The organism is Tomitella biformata AHU 1821, assembly GCF_000524475.1.
GTDB classification, from domain to species: Bacteria; Actinomycetota; Actinomycetes; order Mycobacteriales; family Mycobacteriaceae; genus Tomitella; species Tomitella biformata.
Window position 1 is genome coordinate 17,121 of record NZ_BAVQ01000035.1, and the last position, 15,943, is coordinate 33,063.

Annotated in this window: 11 protein-coding genes; 6 read left to right on the top strand and 5 right to left on the bottom strand. The window is 70.4% G+C overall.

The features are described 5' to 3' along the window. Positions 1 to 27 precede the first annotated feature (27 nt). Entirely contained in the window at positions 28 to 1,812 is a 1,785-nt protein-coding gene (locus tag TBIF_RS11475; protein ID WP_024794939.1) for a DUF3556 domain-containing protein, read from the top strand. Next, positions 1,809 to 3,227, top strand: a complete 1,419-nt coding sequence (locus tag TBIF_RS11480) for a phytoene desaturase family protein (RefSeq protein ID WP_024794940.1) — start codon at positions 1,809 to 1,811, stop codon at positions 3,225 to 3,227. The genes TBIF_RS11475 and TBIF_RS11480 overlap by 4 nt, the downstream gene beginning before the upstream one ends. Before the next feature lie 111 nt (positions 3,228 to 3,338). Here the strand turns inward: TBIF_RS11480 and TBIF_RS11485 are convergent, their stop codons facing one another. After that, positions 3,339 to 4,604 carry a PucR family transcriptional regulator gene (locus TBIF_RS11485; protein ID WP_024794941.1) on the bottom strand — a complete coding sequence of 422 codons (1,266 nt, stop codon included), beginning with the start codon at positions 4,602 to 4,604 and terminating at the stop codon, positions 3,339 to 3,341. A 190-nt stretch (positions 4,605 to 4,794) separates the two neighbouring features. Here TBIF_RS11485 and TBIF_RS11490 point away from each other — a divergent pair, with 190 nt between their 5' ends. Beyond that, positions 4,795 to 5,622, top strand: a complete 828-nt coding sequence (locus tag TBIF_RS11490; protein WP_024794942.1) for an SDR family oxidoreductase — start codon at positions 4,795 to 4,797, stop codon at positions 5,620 to 5,622. Positions 5,623 to 6,240: 618 nt separating this feature from the next. Here TBIF_RS11490 and TBIF_RS11495 read toward each other — a convergent pair. Further along, positions 6,241 to 7,767 carry a class I adenylate-forming enzyme family protein gene (locus TBIF_RS11495; RefSeq protein WP_024794943.1) on the bottom strand — a complete coding sequence of 509 codons (1,527 nt, stop codon included), beginning with the start codon at positions 7,765 to 7,767 and terminating at the stop codon, positions 6,241 to 6,243. A gap of 223 nt (positions 7,768 to 7,990) precedes the next feature. Between TBIF_RS11495 and TBIF_RS11500 the strand changes: the two genes are divergently transcribed. After that, positions 7,991 to 10,042: a 3-hydroxyacyl-CoA dehydrogenase NAD-binding domain-containing protein gene (locus TBIF_RS11500; RefSeq protein ID WP_024794944.1), complete on the top strand. Its 2,052-nt coding sequence runs from the start codon at positions 7,991 to 7,993 to the stop codon at positions 10,040 to 10,042. Between the two features lie 36 nt (positions 10,043 to 10,078). Continuing rightward, the gene (locus tag TBIF_RS11505) at positions 10,079 to 10,834 is read left to right on the top strand and encodes an enoyl-CoA hydratase-related protein (RefSeq protein WP_024794945.1); all 756 of its coding nucleotides are present in this window, start codon (positions 10,079 to 10,081) and stop codon (positions 10,832 to 10,834) included. Positions 10,835 to 10,837: 3 nt separating this feature from the next. On the opposite strand, the gene TBIF_RS11510 is transcribed toward TBIF_RS11505, so the two are convergent. Both TBIF_RS11510 and TBIF_RS11515 read right to left on the bottom strand, forming a co-directional pair. Beyond that, complete coding sequence (locus tag TBIF_RS11510) at positions 10,838 to 12,169, bottom strand: lipase family protein (protein ID WP_024794946.1); 1,332 nt, start codon at positions 12,167 to 12,169, stop codon at positions 10,838 to 10,840. Positions 12,170 to 12,253: 84 nt separating this feature from the next. Continuing rightward, a complete protein-coding gene (locus tag TBIF_RS11515; protein ID WP_024794947.1) occupies positions 12,254 to 13,411 on the bottom strand; it encodes a N(5)-(carboxyethyl)ornithine synthase in 1,158 nt (385 codons plus the stop codon). Between the two features lie 243 nt (positions 13,412 to 13,654). Here TBIF_RS11515 and TBIF_RS23485 point away from each other — a divergent pair, with 243 nt between their 5' ends. Beyond that, the gene (locus tag TBIF_RS23485; protein WP_024794948.1) at positions 13,655 to 14,854 is read left to right on the top strand and encodes an esterase/lipase family protein; all 1,200 of its coding nucleotides are present in this window, start codon (positions 13,655 to 13,657) and stop codon (positions 14,852 to 14,854) included. 10 nt (positions 14,855 to 14,864) lie between these two features. Here TBIF_RS23485 and TBIF_RS11525 read toward each other — a convergent pair whose 3' ends face one another. Continuing rightward, the gene (locus TBIF_RS11525) at positions 14,865 to 15,878 is read right to left on the bottom strand and encodes an ABC transporter ATP-binding protein (RefSeq protein WP_024794949.1); all 1,014 of its coding nucleotides are present in this window, start codon (positions 15,876 to 15,878) and stop codon (positions 14,865 to 14,867) included. Between the last annotated feature and the right edge of the window lie 65 nt (positions 15,879 to 15,943).

A 15,943-nucleotide genomic window follows, 5' to 3' on the forward strand; every position in this document is an offset into this window, starting at 1 on the left:
GACCCCTACCCACATCAGGAGTGCAAGATGGGATTCAAAACCGGGCCTTTCCCCGACGTCGACCCCGAGACCTTTCTCGAGCGGCCCTTCCTCGAGCGGCTGCGCGTGCTGTCGCTGCACTGGGTGGACCACGGCTTCGGCACCCCGAAGATGGTGCACACCGTCTACATCATGAAGCTGTTGTTCCTCTATATCGGGGCGGGCGTGACAATCGCGACGCTGACCTCGGGGTACGGGGTGTTCGACATCGGCTCCTGGTGGAACCAGCCGGTGGTCTACCAGAAGCTGCTGCTCTGGACGGTGCTGCTGGAGGCCCTCGGCGTCGCAGGCTCGTGGGGCCCTCTCGCCGGCCACTTCAAGCCGATGACCGGCGGGCTGCTGTTCTGGCTGCGGCCCGGCACCATCCGGCTGCCACCGTGGCCGGGCAGGGTCCCGCTGACCGCCGGTGACTCCCGCACGGTCGGCGACGTCGTCCTCTACGTCGCGCTGCTCGCCAATATCGTGGCGGCACTGATCCTTCCTGGGGTGCACACGGCCTCGATCGACGCCGCCATAGATGGCAACAGCGGCCTCGTGCGGCCGGCCCTGATCTTTCCGATGATCGCGCTGCTGGTGCTCATCGGCCTGCGGGACAAGACGATCTTCATCGCGGCCCGCAGCGAGCAGTACCTGCCCGCCATGGTGTTCTTCGCCGCGCTGCCGTTCGTGGACATGATCATCGCGCTCAAGCTGCTGATCGTCATAGTCTGGATGGGCGCGGGCGTGTCCAAGCTGGGCCGGCACTTCTCGATGGTGGTGCCCCCGATGATCAGCAACACCCCGTGGCTGTGGAGCAAAACGATCAAGCGCGCCCACTACCGCAACCACCCCACCGACCTGCGCCCGTCCAAGGTCGGCGGCGGCGTCGCGCACATCCTCGGCACCGTCGTCGAGGTCGTCACCCCGCTGATCCTGCTCTTCTCCACCAGCCGCACCCTCACCCTGCTCGCCGTGATCCTGATGGTCGCCTTCCACCTGTTCATCCTCTCGACGTTCCCCCTGGCGGTGCCCCTGGAGTGGAATATCCTGTTCGCCTACCTCAGCGTCTTCCTCTTCATGGGCTTCCCGGCGTGGGAGGGCTACGCCGTCACGGACATGTCATCGCCGTGGCTGACCGTGCTCATCGTCGCCGCGCTGCTGATCTTCCCGATCCTGGGCAACCTGCGGCCCGACCTCGTCTCGTTCCTGCCGTCCATGCGCCAGTACGCCGGCAACTGGGCGGCGGGCACCTGGGCCTTCGCGCCCGGCGCCGAGGACAAGATCGACGAGTTCATCAAGCGGCCCTCGCAGAACACCCGGACGCAGCTGCTCGCCTCCTACCCGCCGGCAGTGGCCGACGTCGTGATGCACCAGCTGCTCTCCTTCCGCGCACTGCACAGCCAGGGCCGCGCGCTGTACTCGCTGATGCTCAACCACCTGGGCGCGGACATCGACACCTACACGCTGCGCGAGGCGGAGTTCGCGTCGAACTCGGTGATGGGCTTCAACTTCGGCGACGGGCACCTGCACGACGAGCACCTCATCGAGGCCATCCAGCAGCGCTGCAACTTCGCGCCCGCCGAGATGGTCGTGGCCTGGATCGAGTCGCAGCCGATCCACAAGGGCGTCCAGGAGTACAAGGTGATCGACGCGGCGCTCGGCGTCATCGAGCGCGGCACCTACAAGGTGGCCGACGCCGTCAACGAGCAGCCGTGGCTGCCGAACGGGCCCATCCCGTTCGACGTGCGGTGGCGACTGGACCACAACGTCTCGAAGGGGAAGGTGCGGCAGTGACCACCGCAGTCGTCGTCGGCAGCGGGCCGAACGGGCTCGCCGCCGCGGTCCACCTGGCCCGCAACGGGGTCGACGTGCAGGTCCTCGAGGCCGCCGACACCATCGGCGGCGGCACCCGCTCGGCCGAGCTCACCCTGCCCGGCCTGCTGCACGACGAGTGCTCCGCCTTCCACCCGATGGGCGCCGGCTCGCCGTACCTGCAGACCCTGGACTTGGCGCGGCATGGGCTGCGGTGGCGGTGGGCCGACGTCGACTGCGCGCACCCCCTCGACGGCGCGGACGCGGCCCTGCTGCACCGCTCCATCGGGGAGACCGCGGCCGGGCTGGGCGCGGACGGCAAGCGGTGGCGGCAGATGTTCGGCTCGCTGTCGGCGAACTTCGACGACCTGGCCGCGGACCTCATGCGGCCGATCGCCAACATCCCCCGGCATCCCCTCAAGCTGGCCTCGTTCGGCCCGAGGGCGCTGCTACCCGCCACCGTCGCGGCCCGCTGGTGGCGCACGGACAAGGCCCAGGCGCTGTTCGGCGGCGTGGCGGCGCATGCCTACTACCGCCTCGACCGCCCGGCGACGTCCGCGGTGGGGATGATGATCGTCGCCGCCGGCCACCGCTACGGCTGGCCGGTGGCGGAGGGCGGCTCCCAGGCCATCGCCAACGCCCTCGTCGCGGAGCTCGAGGAGCATGGCGGGAAGGTGACAACCGGTGTGCGCGTGCGGGATTGGGCGGACATCCCCGCCGCCGACGTCGTGCTGCTCGACGTCGCCCCCGCCGCCGCGCTCGGCATCCTGGGCTCGCGGATGCCGGACCGGGTCGCCCGCGCCTACCGGCGGTTCAAGCACGCGCCCGGCGCGTTCAAGGTCGACTACGCCGTCGAGGGCGGCATCCCCTGGGCCGACCCCGCCTGCGGCCGCGCGGGGACCGTCCACCTGGGCGGCTCCTTCGCGGAGATCGCGCAGGCCGAGAAGGACGTCGCCGCCGGCCGGATGCCGGCGCGCCCGTTCACGCTCCTGGGACAACAGCATGTGGCCGACCCCAGCCGCTCCCACGGCGACCTGCACCCGATCTACGCGTACGCCCATGTGCCGCACGGCTATACGGGTGACGCGACCGCGGCGGTGACGGCGCAGATCGAGCGGTTCGCGCCGGGCTTCCGGGACCGGATCCGCGCGACGGCCTCGTCCAGCCCGGCCCAGCTGGCGGCGGCCAACCCCAACTACGTGGGCGGGGACATCATCGGCGGCGCCAACAACGAGACGCAGGTGGTGCTGCGACCGCGCATCGCGCTGGACCCGTATGCCACCGGGGTGCCGGGAACCTATCTGTGCTCGGCGTCCACACCGCCGGGCGCCGGCGCGCACGGGATGTGCGGGTACAACGCGGCCGAGTCGGCGCTGAAGTACCTGCGCCGGGGCTGACCCGCTGCTCGCTTTTGCCGAGGCTCGAGAATGCGCAAATGCAGGCGACACGCCGGGCGGTTTCTGCAGATGTGCATTCTCGGCGGCGGGGCCGTGCAAGGACGCCGGCCGTCAGGCGGGTGGCAGCACGGCGGGGCCCAGCCAGTGGCATGCCAGTAGGGCGAGCTCGAGGCCCAGTCGGTCGTGGGCCAGCGGGCCGCCGCGGAGCTCCTCGGCCCGCTTGATGCGGTACTTCACCGAGTTGTAGTGCAGGTGCAGCACTTTGCCCGTCGCGGTGTTGCTCATATTGCTGGCCAGGTAGACCCGCACGGTCTCGCGGAGCCGCGCCGCGGCCTCGGTGTCCGCGGCCAGGCCGCCGAGCTGCTGGCGCAGCCAGATCCGGGTCGCCGGCAGGTCGCCCAGCAGATGCGAGACCGTGGAGACGCCGGGCGTGGAATAAGAGGTGACGGATGGCGGCCGGTGCGGGTCCGCGACGGCCACCGAATACGCGCGCTGGGCCTGGGCGTGGGAATCGCGGAAGCCTTGGATGCCCTGGCCGGCGGTGCCGACGGCGAGCGCGACCTGGTCGACCCGCCCGGCGGTGAAGGCTTCGAGATCGGCGCGGGTGTCGGTGCGCTGCCCCAGCGGCGCCCAGAACCAGGCGGTGGCGCGGTCGGAGGCGATGAACAGGGGATCGCCGGCGGCTTCGGCGAACTCCGCGAAATCCTGGGCCGCCCGCTCCAGTTTGGCGAGCGCGTCCTGCTGGCCTCGGACACGGCGATCGCTTGTGTCCCAAGCGATCACGGCGACATGTGTTTGCGCCAGCGGGTAGTTGATGTCCGCGCCGGTGCTCGATTGCGCGTGGCCCGCCAGGATCTCCTGCACGCGGACGGCCCGCACACTGCTCTGGTTCGCGAGCCGCCGCTCCCGCTCGCGCTCGTAGGCGTCCACCACCTGCAGGGAGACCCGGTCGATATAGTCCGACATCACCGCCATGATGTGTTGCACCACAGGCACTTCCAGCTCCGGCGCGGCATGGGTGCGGCGCAGCTCCTCGAACACGGCGTTGGTCAGATTGGAGTGCCCCAGCCGATAGGCGCGGACCAGGGCGTTGACGGGCGCCCCGTGCTGGGCCAACCGCCAGGCGTACTCCAGCGCCGCCGGGGGCGCGTCGAAGTGCTCCGGGGCGATGGAATTGGCGATGTTGTGCAAAATCGTGTCGACATTGGCCTCGACGCTGGCGCGCAACAGATCCAGCAGCGGGCCCTCCGCGTGGAGCTCGACGATCTCTGTCCGGATGACGTCGACCACGGACTCGAACAGCTCTATCCGCCGCACGTCCAGGGACCGGGCGATCTGGGCCGCCTCCTGCTCGATGCGCTCCGCACTCAATGGCATGTCAGGACAGTATCGGCTGTCGGCAACACGGCGTGGGGGTTTGCTATATCCGGTCTTGAACTGCGGATATGGGATGCCGCGCGTTATTCGCGGGCGGCCGTCCGATTGTCCTGACCGGACAATCGGAAATGACATCGCCGTCGGCTGGGGACCATTGACAACGGAAAGCGGCGGCGGTCTGATGGAGGGCATGACGAACACTGGAACGCTGGCCGGCAAGACCCTGCTGATCTCCGGCGGGAGCCGCGGCATCGGCCTCGCGATCGCACTGCGCGCCGCACGGGACGGGGCCAACATCGCGCTGCTGGCCAAGACCGCAGAACCGCACCCCAAGCTGGCCGGCACCGTGTTCACCGCCGCCGCGGAGATCGAGGCGGCGGGCGGGCAGGCGCTGCCGCTGGTGGGCGACGTCCGCAATGACGCCGACATCGACCGCGCGGTGGCCGCGGCCGTGGAGCGGTTCGGCGGCATCGACATCGTCGTGAACAACGCCAGCGCCATCAACCTCGCCGGCACCGAGGACCTGCCGATGAAGGCCTACGACCTGATGCAGGACATCAACGTCCGCGGCACCTTCGCGCTGACCAAAGCCGCGATCCCGCATCTGCGCGCGGCCGAGGGCGGGCACGTCCTCACGCTCTCGCCGCCGCTGAACCTCGCGCCGCACTGGCTCGGCGCGCACCCCGGATACCTCCTCGCCAAGTACGGGATGACCCTGGCGGCCTTGGGCTTCGCGGAGGAGCTGCGGACCGCGGGGATCGCGTCGAACACGCTGTGGCCCCGCACCCTGATCGCCACTGCCGCCGTGGAGAACCTCCTCGGCGGGGAGGCGGCCGCGGCGAAGGGCCGCAAACCCGAGATCATGGCGGACGCCGCGCATCTGGTCCTGACGAGCGCGCGCACCGGCGAGACGCTGATCGACGACAACGTGCTGCGCGAGGCCGGGATGACCGATTTCAGCGGCTACGCCGTCACGCCCGGCGCGACCGACTTCGAGATCGACATCTTCCTGGACTGATGCGAGATCCGCTTGTTGTCAGTCCGGCTGAGTAGGGTTCGGCCGCATACGGACTGCGGCTCTCGCTGTCCTTCGCCGGCGGTAGAGAAAAGGCAGTGGATATGAGACATGTTGCGTGCGTGGTCGGCTTGGCGGCGGGGCTACTAATTTTGGGCGGATGCGCCACAAACGACCAGCCAGGCACCCCGTCCCTGGCGCCGACGACCAGCGTAAAGCCACCGCAACCGTCGGCTGAGCCGGAAAGCGCTCTGCCTGAGGCTGCGGAGACCTCGACGGAGGAGGTCGCACCCCCTATCCAGCCAAGCGTCCTGGCGCCCGTCCGCACCAGCGCCTGGCAGCCGCCTCCGGCGCCCACGCAACGGGCGGCGCCGGTTATCGAACGCTGTGGCCTGGACGGCTATGAACGCGGCACGACGTTCTATACCGATGGCACCACCAATTGGTCTGCGGAGTGCGCGGCGCAGCACGATGCTGCTCTCGGCAGGGTGACACCGCCGACGAATCCGGACGCCGGCACCGTGATAGGACCGTGCACAGACGAGGGAGCCTACGGGACTTCAGTCTATGGACTCTTGAAATGTGAGGGTGGGCAGTCGGTGGTGCAGCCGTAGCCGGATCCTACGAGGACAGGAGCTTCTCCCGCACCGTCCGCTTGAGGATCTTGCCCGACGGATTGCGGGGGATCGCGTCCACGACGACGAGGTCGTGCGGCAGCTTATAGTGCGTGATCCGCTCCCCGCAGAACTCGCGTAGCTCCTGAAGATCCAGTGCCGCACCGTCTTTGAGCGTCACGACCGCGACGATGGACTCGCCGTAGTCCTCGTGCGGGCGGCTGATGACGGCGCAGTCCAGCACGGCGGGATTCGCGGCGATCGCGTTCTCCACCTCGATCGAGTACACGTTGTGCCCGCCGGTGATGATCATGTCCTTGAGCCGGTCGACGAGCGTCATGTAGCCGTCGGCGTCGAGGCGGGTCAGGTCGCCGGTGTGGATCCAGCCGTCGCGCATGGTCTCGGCCGTCGCCTCCGGTTTGTTCCAGTACTCCTTCATCATGGTGGGCCCGCGCAGGATCATCTCGCCGACCTCGCCGGCGGCCACGTCGTTCCCCTCGGGGTCGACGACGCGCACCTCCATGGTGATCAGCGCCTGCCGGCCGCTGGCGTCGGGCCGGGCGACCACCTGCTCGTGATTGAGGAAGATGCCGCCGGGGCCGGCCTCCGTCTGCCCGCACAGGTTCATGAACTCGACGGTGGGGAAGGCGGCGACCAGCTGCTGCACCGCGGTGGCGGGCATCGGCGCGGCGCCGTAGAAGCCGGTGCGCCAGGCGGCGACGTCCCGGTCGGCGAGGTTCGGCAGACGCAGCAGGAACTGGAATATGGTGGGCACGCCGAAGAACATCGTGATGCGTTCGCGCTCAATGGTTTCCATGACCTTGGCGGGGTCGAAGGAGCTGTGGACCACGTGGGTGGCGCCGATCAGGGTGCCGGGGACGAGCAGGATGTTCAGCTCGGCCGCGTGGTAGAGCGGGGCGACGTGCAGCAGACGGTCGGCGTCCTTGAGCCCGACGGTCGCGATGCAGGCCGTGGCCTCCCACAGGACGCGGTAGTGGTCGAAGAGCGCGCCCTTCGGGTTGCCCGTGGTGCCGGAGGTGTAGAGGATCTGCGCGTTGTCGGACTCGGCGACCTCGACCTCGACGGGTCCGCCCGGCTGCTCGGCCGCGAGGGCGAAGAGGTCCTCGAAGCCGTCGACGGCGTAGGTCGAGAAGATCCGCAGCCCGTCCGGCAGGCCGTTGGCCAGGGCCTTGCGGACGGCGACGTGCAGGGCCGGGTCGAAGATCAGCGCGGCGGCGCCGGAGTCGCGGATCAGATAGTCCAGCTCCGGCGCGGCGGAGGCGGGGTTGACGGGCACCACGACCGCGCCGACCCGCGCCGCGGCGTAGAAGGCGATGACAAAGCGATCGGTGTTCGTGGACATCAGCGCGACCCGGTCGCCCTTGGCGACGCCGCGCTCGAGCAGGACGGCGGCGGCACGGTCGACCTGGGCGTCGAGCTCGGCGTAGGTGTAGGCGGCGTCCTCGAAGATCAGGGCCTCGCGGTCCGGGACGCGGGCGGCGGACGAGCGCAGGGTTCCGGCGATGGTCGGCATGGGATCCTCCGAGGGGTCGAATTGCGAACACTGTGGCGCTCGTCACCAGTATTCCAGCGCTCGTCCATCGGCATGCGGGGTTGCGGATGTGGAGCTGGCGCGTATTGATACGAATTCGCTGTCGCATCGGAACGAATTTCCACTTGGACGCGGCGCGCAACGTCGGGTTCGATATGCACAGGACCGCTGTGCCGCCGTGGCACCACGAACAAGGAGCACCCCCATGTCTACGCAGTACCGCTTGGACGGCGACATCGCGATCATCGAGATCACCAACCCCCCGGTCAACGGGCTGGGACTGGCGACCCGGACGGGGATCGTCGCCGACCTTGAGCGCGCGCTCGCCGACGCGGAGGTGCGCGCGATCGTGCTCACGGGCAGCGCCAAGGCGTTCTCCGCCGGCGCGGACATCACCGAGTTCGGCACGCCCGCCGCGCTGGCGTCGCCGCGGCTGACCGAGGTCATCGCCGCTGTGGAGGACTCCCCGAAGTCGGTCGTCGCGGCGATCGCGGGCTCGTGCCTGGGCGGCGGCCTGGAACTGGCGCTGGGCGCGCACTACCGGGTGGCCGACGCCGCCGCGCGGATCGGTCTGCCAGAGGTGGCGCTCGGACTGGTGCCGGGGGCGACCGGCACGCAGCGGCTGCCCCGCGTGCTCGACGCGCGGACCGCCGCGGACATGATCACAGGTGGCGCGCCGCGCACGGCCAGGGCGTTGTCCCAGGCCCCGGGCCAGAAGATCCTGGACCTCGTGGTCGACGGCGACGTGATTGCCGCCGCGGTGGAGTACGCCCGGGGCTGCGGCGGCGCGACCCCGAAGGTGCGGGAATTGACCCCCGACCCCGCCGCGGCGGCCGACGTCGCGAGCCTGCGCGGGCCGCTGACGAAGCGCTCGCGCGGCTTCCTCGCCCCGCTGCTCGCCCTGGACCTGGTGGAGAAGGCGCTGACGCTGCCATATGAGGAGGGCGTGGCGGCGGAGCGCGAGGTCTTCCTCGAGTTGGTCGGAGGCCCCCAGTCCGCGGCCCGCCGGCACGCGTTCTTCGCCGAGCGCGCGGCGCAGCGGATCCCCGGCCTGGCCGCGACCCCCCGCGAGATCGGTTCCGTGGCCGTGGTCGGCGCCGGCACGATGGGCGGCGGCATCGCGATGGCCTTCCTCGACGCCGGGGTCCCGGTGACGTTGCTGGAGACGGCGCAGGAGCCCCTCGACCGCGGCCTGGCCACCATCCGCCGCAACTACCGATCCCAGGTGGACAAGGGCCGGCTCTCCGCGGCCGCGCTCGAGGCCCGCCTCGCGCTGCTCACCCCGACCACCGACTACGCGGACCTCGGCGGCGTCGACCTGGCGATCGAGGCGGTATTCGAGGACATGGGCGTCAAGGAGGCGGTGTTCGGCAGCCTCGACAAGGCGCTGCGCCCCGGCGCCATCCTCGCGTCGAACACGTCCACGCTGGATCTCGACGCCATCGCCGGATTCACCAAGCGTCCGGAAAGCGTTGTGGGACTGCACTTCTTCAGCCCGGCGAACGTGATGCCGCTGCTGGAGGTCGTGCGCGGCGCCGCCACGTCCGACGAGGTCCTCGCGACCGCGATGGCGCTGGCCAAGCGGATCGGCAAGGTCGGCGTGGTCTCCGGCGTCTGCGACGGCTTCATCGGCAACCGGATGCTGGCCAAGTACCGCGGCGCGGCCAGCGAGCTGCTCGAGGCCGGTGCGACGCCCGCCGAGATCGACGCCGCCATCGAGGGATTCGGCTTCGCGATGGGCCCGTACCGGATGGGCGACATGGCCGGCAACGACATCGGCCACGCCATCCGCCAGCGCCGCTACGCGGAGCACCCCGACGCCCCGCGCGAGGTCATCGCGGACCGGCTCTGCGAGCTCGGCCGGTACGGGCAGAAGACCGGCGCCGGCTGGTACGACTACGCCCCGGGCAAGCGCGACGCGCTGCCGAGCCCGGTGGTGGACGAGCTGCTCGCCGAGTACCACCGGGAGCGCGGGACCGTCCGGCGCGAGTTCGCCGCCGCCGAGATCGTCGCCCGGTTGGTCTACGCGCTGGCCGACGAGGGCGCGCGGATCCTGGCGGAGGGGATCGCGCTGCGCGCCTCCGACATCGACGTCGTCTACCTCGCCGGCTACGGCTTCCCCCGGCACCACGGCGGGCCGATGTTCTACGCGGACACCGTGGGCCTGCCCGTCGTCGCGCAGGCCCTGCGAGATGTCGGCATAGAGCCGGCCCCGCTGCTCGCGAGCCTGGCCGCAGAGGGCAAGACCTTCAACTGAGCCAGGTTCCTCATCACCCACTTGACGGAGACACACGTGAGTATTCGGATCGAGACCCCAGCCGACGGCATCCGGCTGATCACCATCGACCGGCCGGCGCGCCGCAACGCGCTGGACCACGCCACGTACAGCGCGCTGGCGGCCGCGGTGCGGGCCTCGGATGAGGACCCGGAGACGCGGGTCAGCGTTCTCACCGGCGCGGGTGGAGTATTCACCAGCGGAAACGACATCGGGAGCTTCCACGCCGACGGCGCGGCGGCCGCCGCTGACCAGGCCGCTCCGGGCCCGGCGATGGAGCTGCTGCTCGCGCTGGCCACCGCGCGCAAGCCGATCATCGCGGCGGTGGAGGGCTTCGCGGTGGGGATCGGCACGACGCTGCTGCTGCACTGCGACCTCGCCTACGCGGGCCACGGCGCCAGGTTCCGGGTGCCCTTCGTGCCGCTGGGCCTGTGCCCCGAGGGCGCGTCGAGCCTCCTGCTGCCCCAGTCGGCGGGGCTCAAGCGGGCGACGGAGCTGCTGATGCTGGGCGAGATGTTCTCCGCGGCGGAGGCCGCCGAGGCCGGCGTCATCAACCGGGCGGTAGCCGACGGGGCCGCGCTCGAGGTGGCGCTGGAACGTGCGGAGCGGATCGCGTCGTCGCCGGCGGAGTCGGTGGAGCTGACGAAGATGCTGCTGCGCAGGCCCCAGCTCGAGGAGGTGCTGGACACCCTTCAGGTCGAGGCGGTGCACTTCGGGCGGCGCAAGCGCTCGCCCGAGGCGCAGGCGGCGTTCGCGCGATTCCTGGGGAAGTAGGCGCTACCGGGCGGTGGGGCGGATGGGCTGGCGCAGCAGCATCTTCAGGACGGTGAGGCCGTTCGCCAACAGCCCGGCCACGAGCGCGACCGAGCGGACGGTCCGGATATCCGACGCGGGCAGCGGGCGATCGTTGAACCGGTCCGCGAGCCAGTCGACCGCCAGCGGCGCGGACAGCGGCTGCAGCGAGATGTGCTCGCTGTACCGGTCCCGCAGGTACGTCACGTGCGCGCCGAGGTCGAGGTAGCGCCGGGCCAGGCCGTCGACGTCGTCGATGTGGATGATCTGGTCGCGCACCGCCTGCACGATCATCAGCGGCGCGGCCGGCTTGCGGGTGCCCACCGCGAGGTCGTCGAACACCTCCACCACCGCGGGCATCGCCAGCAGGTCGGCGAGGGGGATGGTCAGGTAGTCGTCGAGGTCGTGCCGTGCCAGCCGGGCGACGGCGGAGACGGTGCTCTGGCGCTCCACGGCGGCCAGCAGTCTGCGGCCCTTCGCGTTGACGTTCTGGTCGATGATCGTCTCCAGTTCGGGGTACGCGCGGCGCAGCCCGGCGATCACCAGCGTGGGCAGCCCGGCGTGCAGGGTGCCGTTCAGCCGCAGGAAGGTCGAGGGCAGGTCGCCGACGGGCGAGCCGAGGAAGGCCCCGACGATGTCGAGCTCCGGCGCGTACTCGGGCGCCATCTCGGCGGTCCACGCGGAGGCGAGCCCGCCCCCCGAGTAGCCCCACAGTCCGATCTGCGTGTTCTCCGTCAGGCCCAGCGGCTCGAAGGCGAGCGCGGCGCGGATGCCGTCGAGGGCGATATAGCCCGGCTCGCGGGGGATGCCCCAGCGGCCGCGGGTGCCCTCATGGTCGGGGATGGTGACGGCCCAGCCGCGGGCCAGGGCCGACGCCAGGAACAGGAACTCGAGCTGGGGCACCGAGCCGCCGGCCCGGGACCCGTGGCGCAGCGCGTAGGACGGGAAACAGGTGGCGGAGACGGCGTCGATGGCGCACTGGAAGGACAGCAGCGGACGGGTCGCGTCCGGCGTGCCGCCCGCGGGCAGCAGCACCGTGGTCACCGCGGCGGCGGGCGCCCCGTGCAGGTCGGAGGTGCGGTAGAGCAGCTGCCAGGCCGGGAACCGCTGGGGGATCCGCCCGAATATCGCCGTCCGCACGGCCCGCGCCGCCAGGATGGTCCCCGGCGCCGCGGCCTCGAAGCCCGCGGGCGGGAGGTAGAACGGGTCCGCGTCGGGGTGCGGCGGCCGGCGGACAGCGCGCTCGTCGGTGAGGGCGGGCTCGGCGTCCCAGCGCTGGTCGAACCGCTCTTTGTCGCCGATGTGGGGGGTGCCCATTGCCGACCCGCTTCCTTGGTCCAACTCGTCAGATGATGAGTCAGCCTAGGGGGCGGGGTCCCCACGCGCGGACCGGGCGCGGCCTCAGTCGCCGATGGCGTGCGGATACTCCGCGCCGCGGTGCTGGAACTCCAGGATGTCCGGGTTGACGATCACGCCGTCGCGGATCTCGACGGCCTTGCTCAGGGTGGGGTCCTCCGCCCAGGCGGCGGGGCCGTCGAGCACGGTCCGCAGGAACGGCAGCAGCGCCTCGCTGATCTCCCAGGTGGCGGAGTTCCACAGGTAGCTCGGGCTGTGGTCGACGGCGTAGTAGCGGACGTCCTCGCCGACGATGAACGTGGGATCGGCGAACGTCGTCGGCAGCGCCCAGCTGAAGCCCATCCCCTCGTCGCAGGACACGTCCACGACCAGGCTGCCCGGCGCCATCTCCGCCAGATCCGCCTCGTCCAGGAACATCTGCGGCGAGTTCGGATCCTGCAGCACGCAGTTCACGATGATGTCGTGGCCGGTGAGGAAGCCGGCGAGGGGGATGCGGCCGTCGTCGTCGGTGGTGACATATAGCCCGGTGTCCGCCTCGTCGGCGTCGTCGGAGCTGTCCATCTGCACGATCTCCGCGGAGTGGATGGGCGAGCCGACGGCGGTGACCCCGCGCTGGGTGACCACGTGCACGTCGTGGATGCCCAACGCGTTCAGCGCGGTGACGGCCCCGCGGGCGGTGGCGCCGAAGCCGATGACGACGGCGTTCAGGCGGCGGCCGTAGTGGCCGGTGGAGCCGTGCAGGTGCATCGCGTGCAGGACGGAGCAATAGCCCGCGAGCTCGTTGTTCTTGTGGAACACGTGCAGGCTGAACCAGCCCTCCGACGTCCAGTAGTTCATCGCCTCGAACGCGATGAGCGTCAGCTTGCGGTCGATCGCCAGCTGAGTCAGCTCCTGATCCTGCACACAGTGCGGCCAGCCCCACAGGACCTGCCCCACGCGCAGCTCGGCCAGGTCCGCGGCCTGCGGCTTGGGCAGCAGGATCACGTCGGACTCCGCGATGAGCTCGGCGCGGGTGCGGATGCCCGCGACGGACAGCGCCAACTGCTTGTCGGAGATGCCGAAGGGCTCGCCGTAGCCGGCCTCGAAATGCATGCGGGCGAGCAGGTCCGCGTCGACCCGGTCCAGGTGGAGCGGGTGGATCGGCAGGCGTTGTTCGTCGGTCTTGCTCGAGTTGGCGATGACGCCGAGGGTTAAGTGCTGCACGGAAGAGTCCTTGCGGTTGCGTCGTCTCGATCGCGAAAGAGGCCGCTGACCATGCGCGGCGGGAGACGGCTAAATGTCGGTCGAGTGGGATCGATGGATCCAGGGATGGAATTCGGCGGCGAGATGCCAGAAGCCGACCATCTCTGCGGGGCCAGAACTAGATGCCGGCGACCGCGATTTCCCCAGGCTAGCACCTATGGGAGAAGGGCGGTGCGGTCAAATCGGCTCTTGTATGCTGCGGAAATGCCTAACCTCGACCTGATTCACATGCTCGGCGACGCGATGGCGGTGCCCGTGCGGGTCGCCACCGTGCTCCAGAAGTCCGTCGGGGCGCTGGACGTGGTCGCGGGGGACGCGGCGGTGGACGCGGCCTCGCTGGCGCTGGCGGCGACGGTGCGCGCGGCGGTCGTGGCGGCCGGCGCGGTGGGGGCGCGGCTGCCCGCGCCGCGGCCCGATCTCGCCCACGTGTCCGTGAGCCTGCCGCACGGTGACGCGCCCGCGGCCGGCGATTCCCGGGTCCCGCATGTGAGCGTCCGCGCGAGCGGGGAGACGACGACGGTGGCGGCGCCGGCCATGCACCAGCGCCGGGTCGACTACGACTTCTTCTCGGGCATCGCCCCCGAGATCCGGCACCCGGGCGGCGCGCTGCCCGGCGCGAATCGCTGGGACACCCCGCTCAGCGCGGAGCGCCCCATCCCCGTCGTCCTCGTGCACGGGACGGGCGGCGGCGGCCAAACCAATTGGGGCCCTTACGTTCCGCTGCTCACCAACCACGGCTTCTCCGTCTTCACCCTCACCTACGGCGCGATCCCCGGATCCAAGTGGCCGGTTTCCGCGATGGGCGGCATGCGGCTGATCGAGGACAGCGCGGCGGAGTTCGGCGAGTTCGCGGAACGGGTCCTCGCCGCGACCGGGGCGGCGCAGATCGACGTCGTCGGGCACTCCCAGGGCACCATCGTGCCCAACTACTGGGCGAAGTACCTCGGCGGTCAGGGCAAGATCCGGCGCTATGTCTCGCTCGCGCCGCTGTGGCACGGCACCGAGGCGTTCGGCGCGGTCCGCGGCGCGCTGGGCTCGGTCAGCATGCGCTTCGGGGTGGGCGGCGGCATCGCGTCCAGCGTGTCCATCCCGCAGATGATCGCCGGCTCGGCGTTCCTGGCCAAGCTCAACGCCGGCGGCGGGCCCTATGTCGAGGGCATCGAGTACACCAACATCTCCACCCGCCACGACGAGTTCGTGAACCCCTACACAAACGGGCAGGTGCCCGGGGGTCCGGGGATGGATGTGACGAACGTCGTCGTGCAGGACGGCTGCCCCGAGGACCACAGCGACCACCTGGGGATCTGCGGTTCGGAGCGGGCGGCGACGATGGTGCTCAACGCGCTCGACGACGTCGAGCAGCAGAAGGTGCCCTGCGGGTTCGCGCCGCCGTTCTTCGGTTGATCGCGCGGGGTCAGGCCGGCGTCAGGGCGCTGTGCCGGCCCTCGGACCGCAGCGATTCGCTAACCGCGGCCTGGGCGGATGGCGGCAGCGTGTGCATGATCTCCTCCACCCGGGCCTGCCGACGGGCGACGGCCGTCCGGATCGGGCGTCCGGGGGTCGGCTCCAATTGGGGCACGACGCCGCGCACGTCCTCCGGCGCTCCGCCGTCGCTGTGGCCGGCTTCGACCATCGCCTGCTCCTGGCTCATTTGGGCGGAGTCCTTCTCCTCGCTCATACCGATGGGACCGATGCGCCGGCCGTTGAGGAACTGCTCGACGACGGGCTCGTCCGAGGTCAGCAGCACCTCCCGCGGGCCGAACATGACGAGTTCCTTGCGGAAGAGCATGCCCATATTGTCGGGGACGGTGCGGGCGAGCTGGATATTGTGCGTCACGATGAGGATGGTCGCGTCCGTCTCGGCGTTGATATCGATAAGTTGCTGCGACAGGTATGCGGTGCGGACCGGGTCGAGTCCGGAGTCGGGCTCGTCGCACAAGACGATCTGGGGGTCGAGCACCAGCGCGCGGGCCAGGCCGGCGCGCTTGCGCATCCCGCCGGAGATCTCACCCGGCAGCTTGTCCTCGGAGCCGGTGAGTCCGACCATGTCCAGCTTCGCCATCACGACCTTGCGGACCTCGCTCTCCGACTTCGCGGTGTGTTCACGCAGCGGGAACGCGACATTGTCGTAGAGGTTCATCGACCCGAATAGCGCGCCGTCCTGGAACAGCACCCCGAACATCTTGCGGATCTCGTACAGCTCCTTGGCGGTGCACGTCAGAATGTCGGTCCCGTCGATCATGATCGAGCCCTCCTCCGGCCGCAGCAGGCCGATGAGCGACTTCAAGAACACCGACTTGCCGGTGCCGGACGGGCCGAGCAGGACGCTGACCTCGCCCCGGGGCAAGGTCAGCGAGACATCCTGCCAGATCCTCTGCGCGCCGAACGACTTCGTCAGCCCGTCCACCGCGATTTCCACACCGGCCATGATTTTCCTCCGCAATGTCAGATTGTTCGTCGAGTTGTCGGGATGGGGTCGCCAGCGCGGCTGGT

Bases quoted from the DNA above. Each gene is read 5' to 3' on its own strand.
- TBIF_RS11475 (WP_024794939.1), top strand. From the start codon at position 28: ATGGGATTCAAAACCGGGCCTTTCCCCGACGTCGACCCCGAGACCTTT.
- TBIF_RS11485 (WP_024794941.1), bottom strand. From the start codon at position 4,604: ATGCCATTGAGTGCGGAGCGCATCGAGCAGGAGGCGGCCCAGATCGCC.
- TBIF_RS11490 (WP_024794942.1), top strand. From the start codon at position 4,795: ATGACGAACACTGGAACGCTGGCCGGCAAGACCCTGCTGATCTCCGGC.
- TBIF_RS11495 (WP_024794943.1), bottom strand. From the start codon at position 7,767: ATGCCGACCATCGCCGGAACCCTGCGCTCGTCCGCCGCCCGCGTCCCG.
- TBIF_RS11500 (WP_024794944.1), top strand. From the start codon at position 7,991: ATGTCTACGCAGTACCGCTTGGACGGCGACATCGCGATCATCGAGATC.
- TBIF_RS11510 (WP_024794946.1), bottom strand. From the start codon at position 12,169: ATGGGCACCCCCCACATCGGCGACAAAGAGCGGTTCGACCAGCGCTGG.
- TBIF_RS23485 (WP_024794948.1), top strand. From the start codon at position 13,655: ATGCCTAACCTCGACCTGATTCACATGCTCGGCGACGCGATGGCGGTG.
- TBIF_RS11525 (WP_024794949.1), bottom strand. From the start codon at position 15,878: ATGGCCGGTGTGGAAATCGCGGTGGACGGGCTGACGAAGTCGTTCGGC.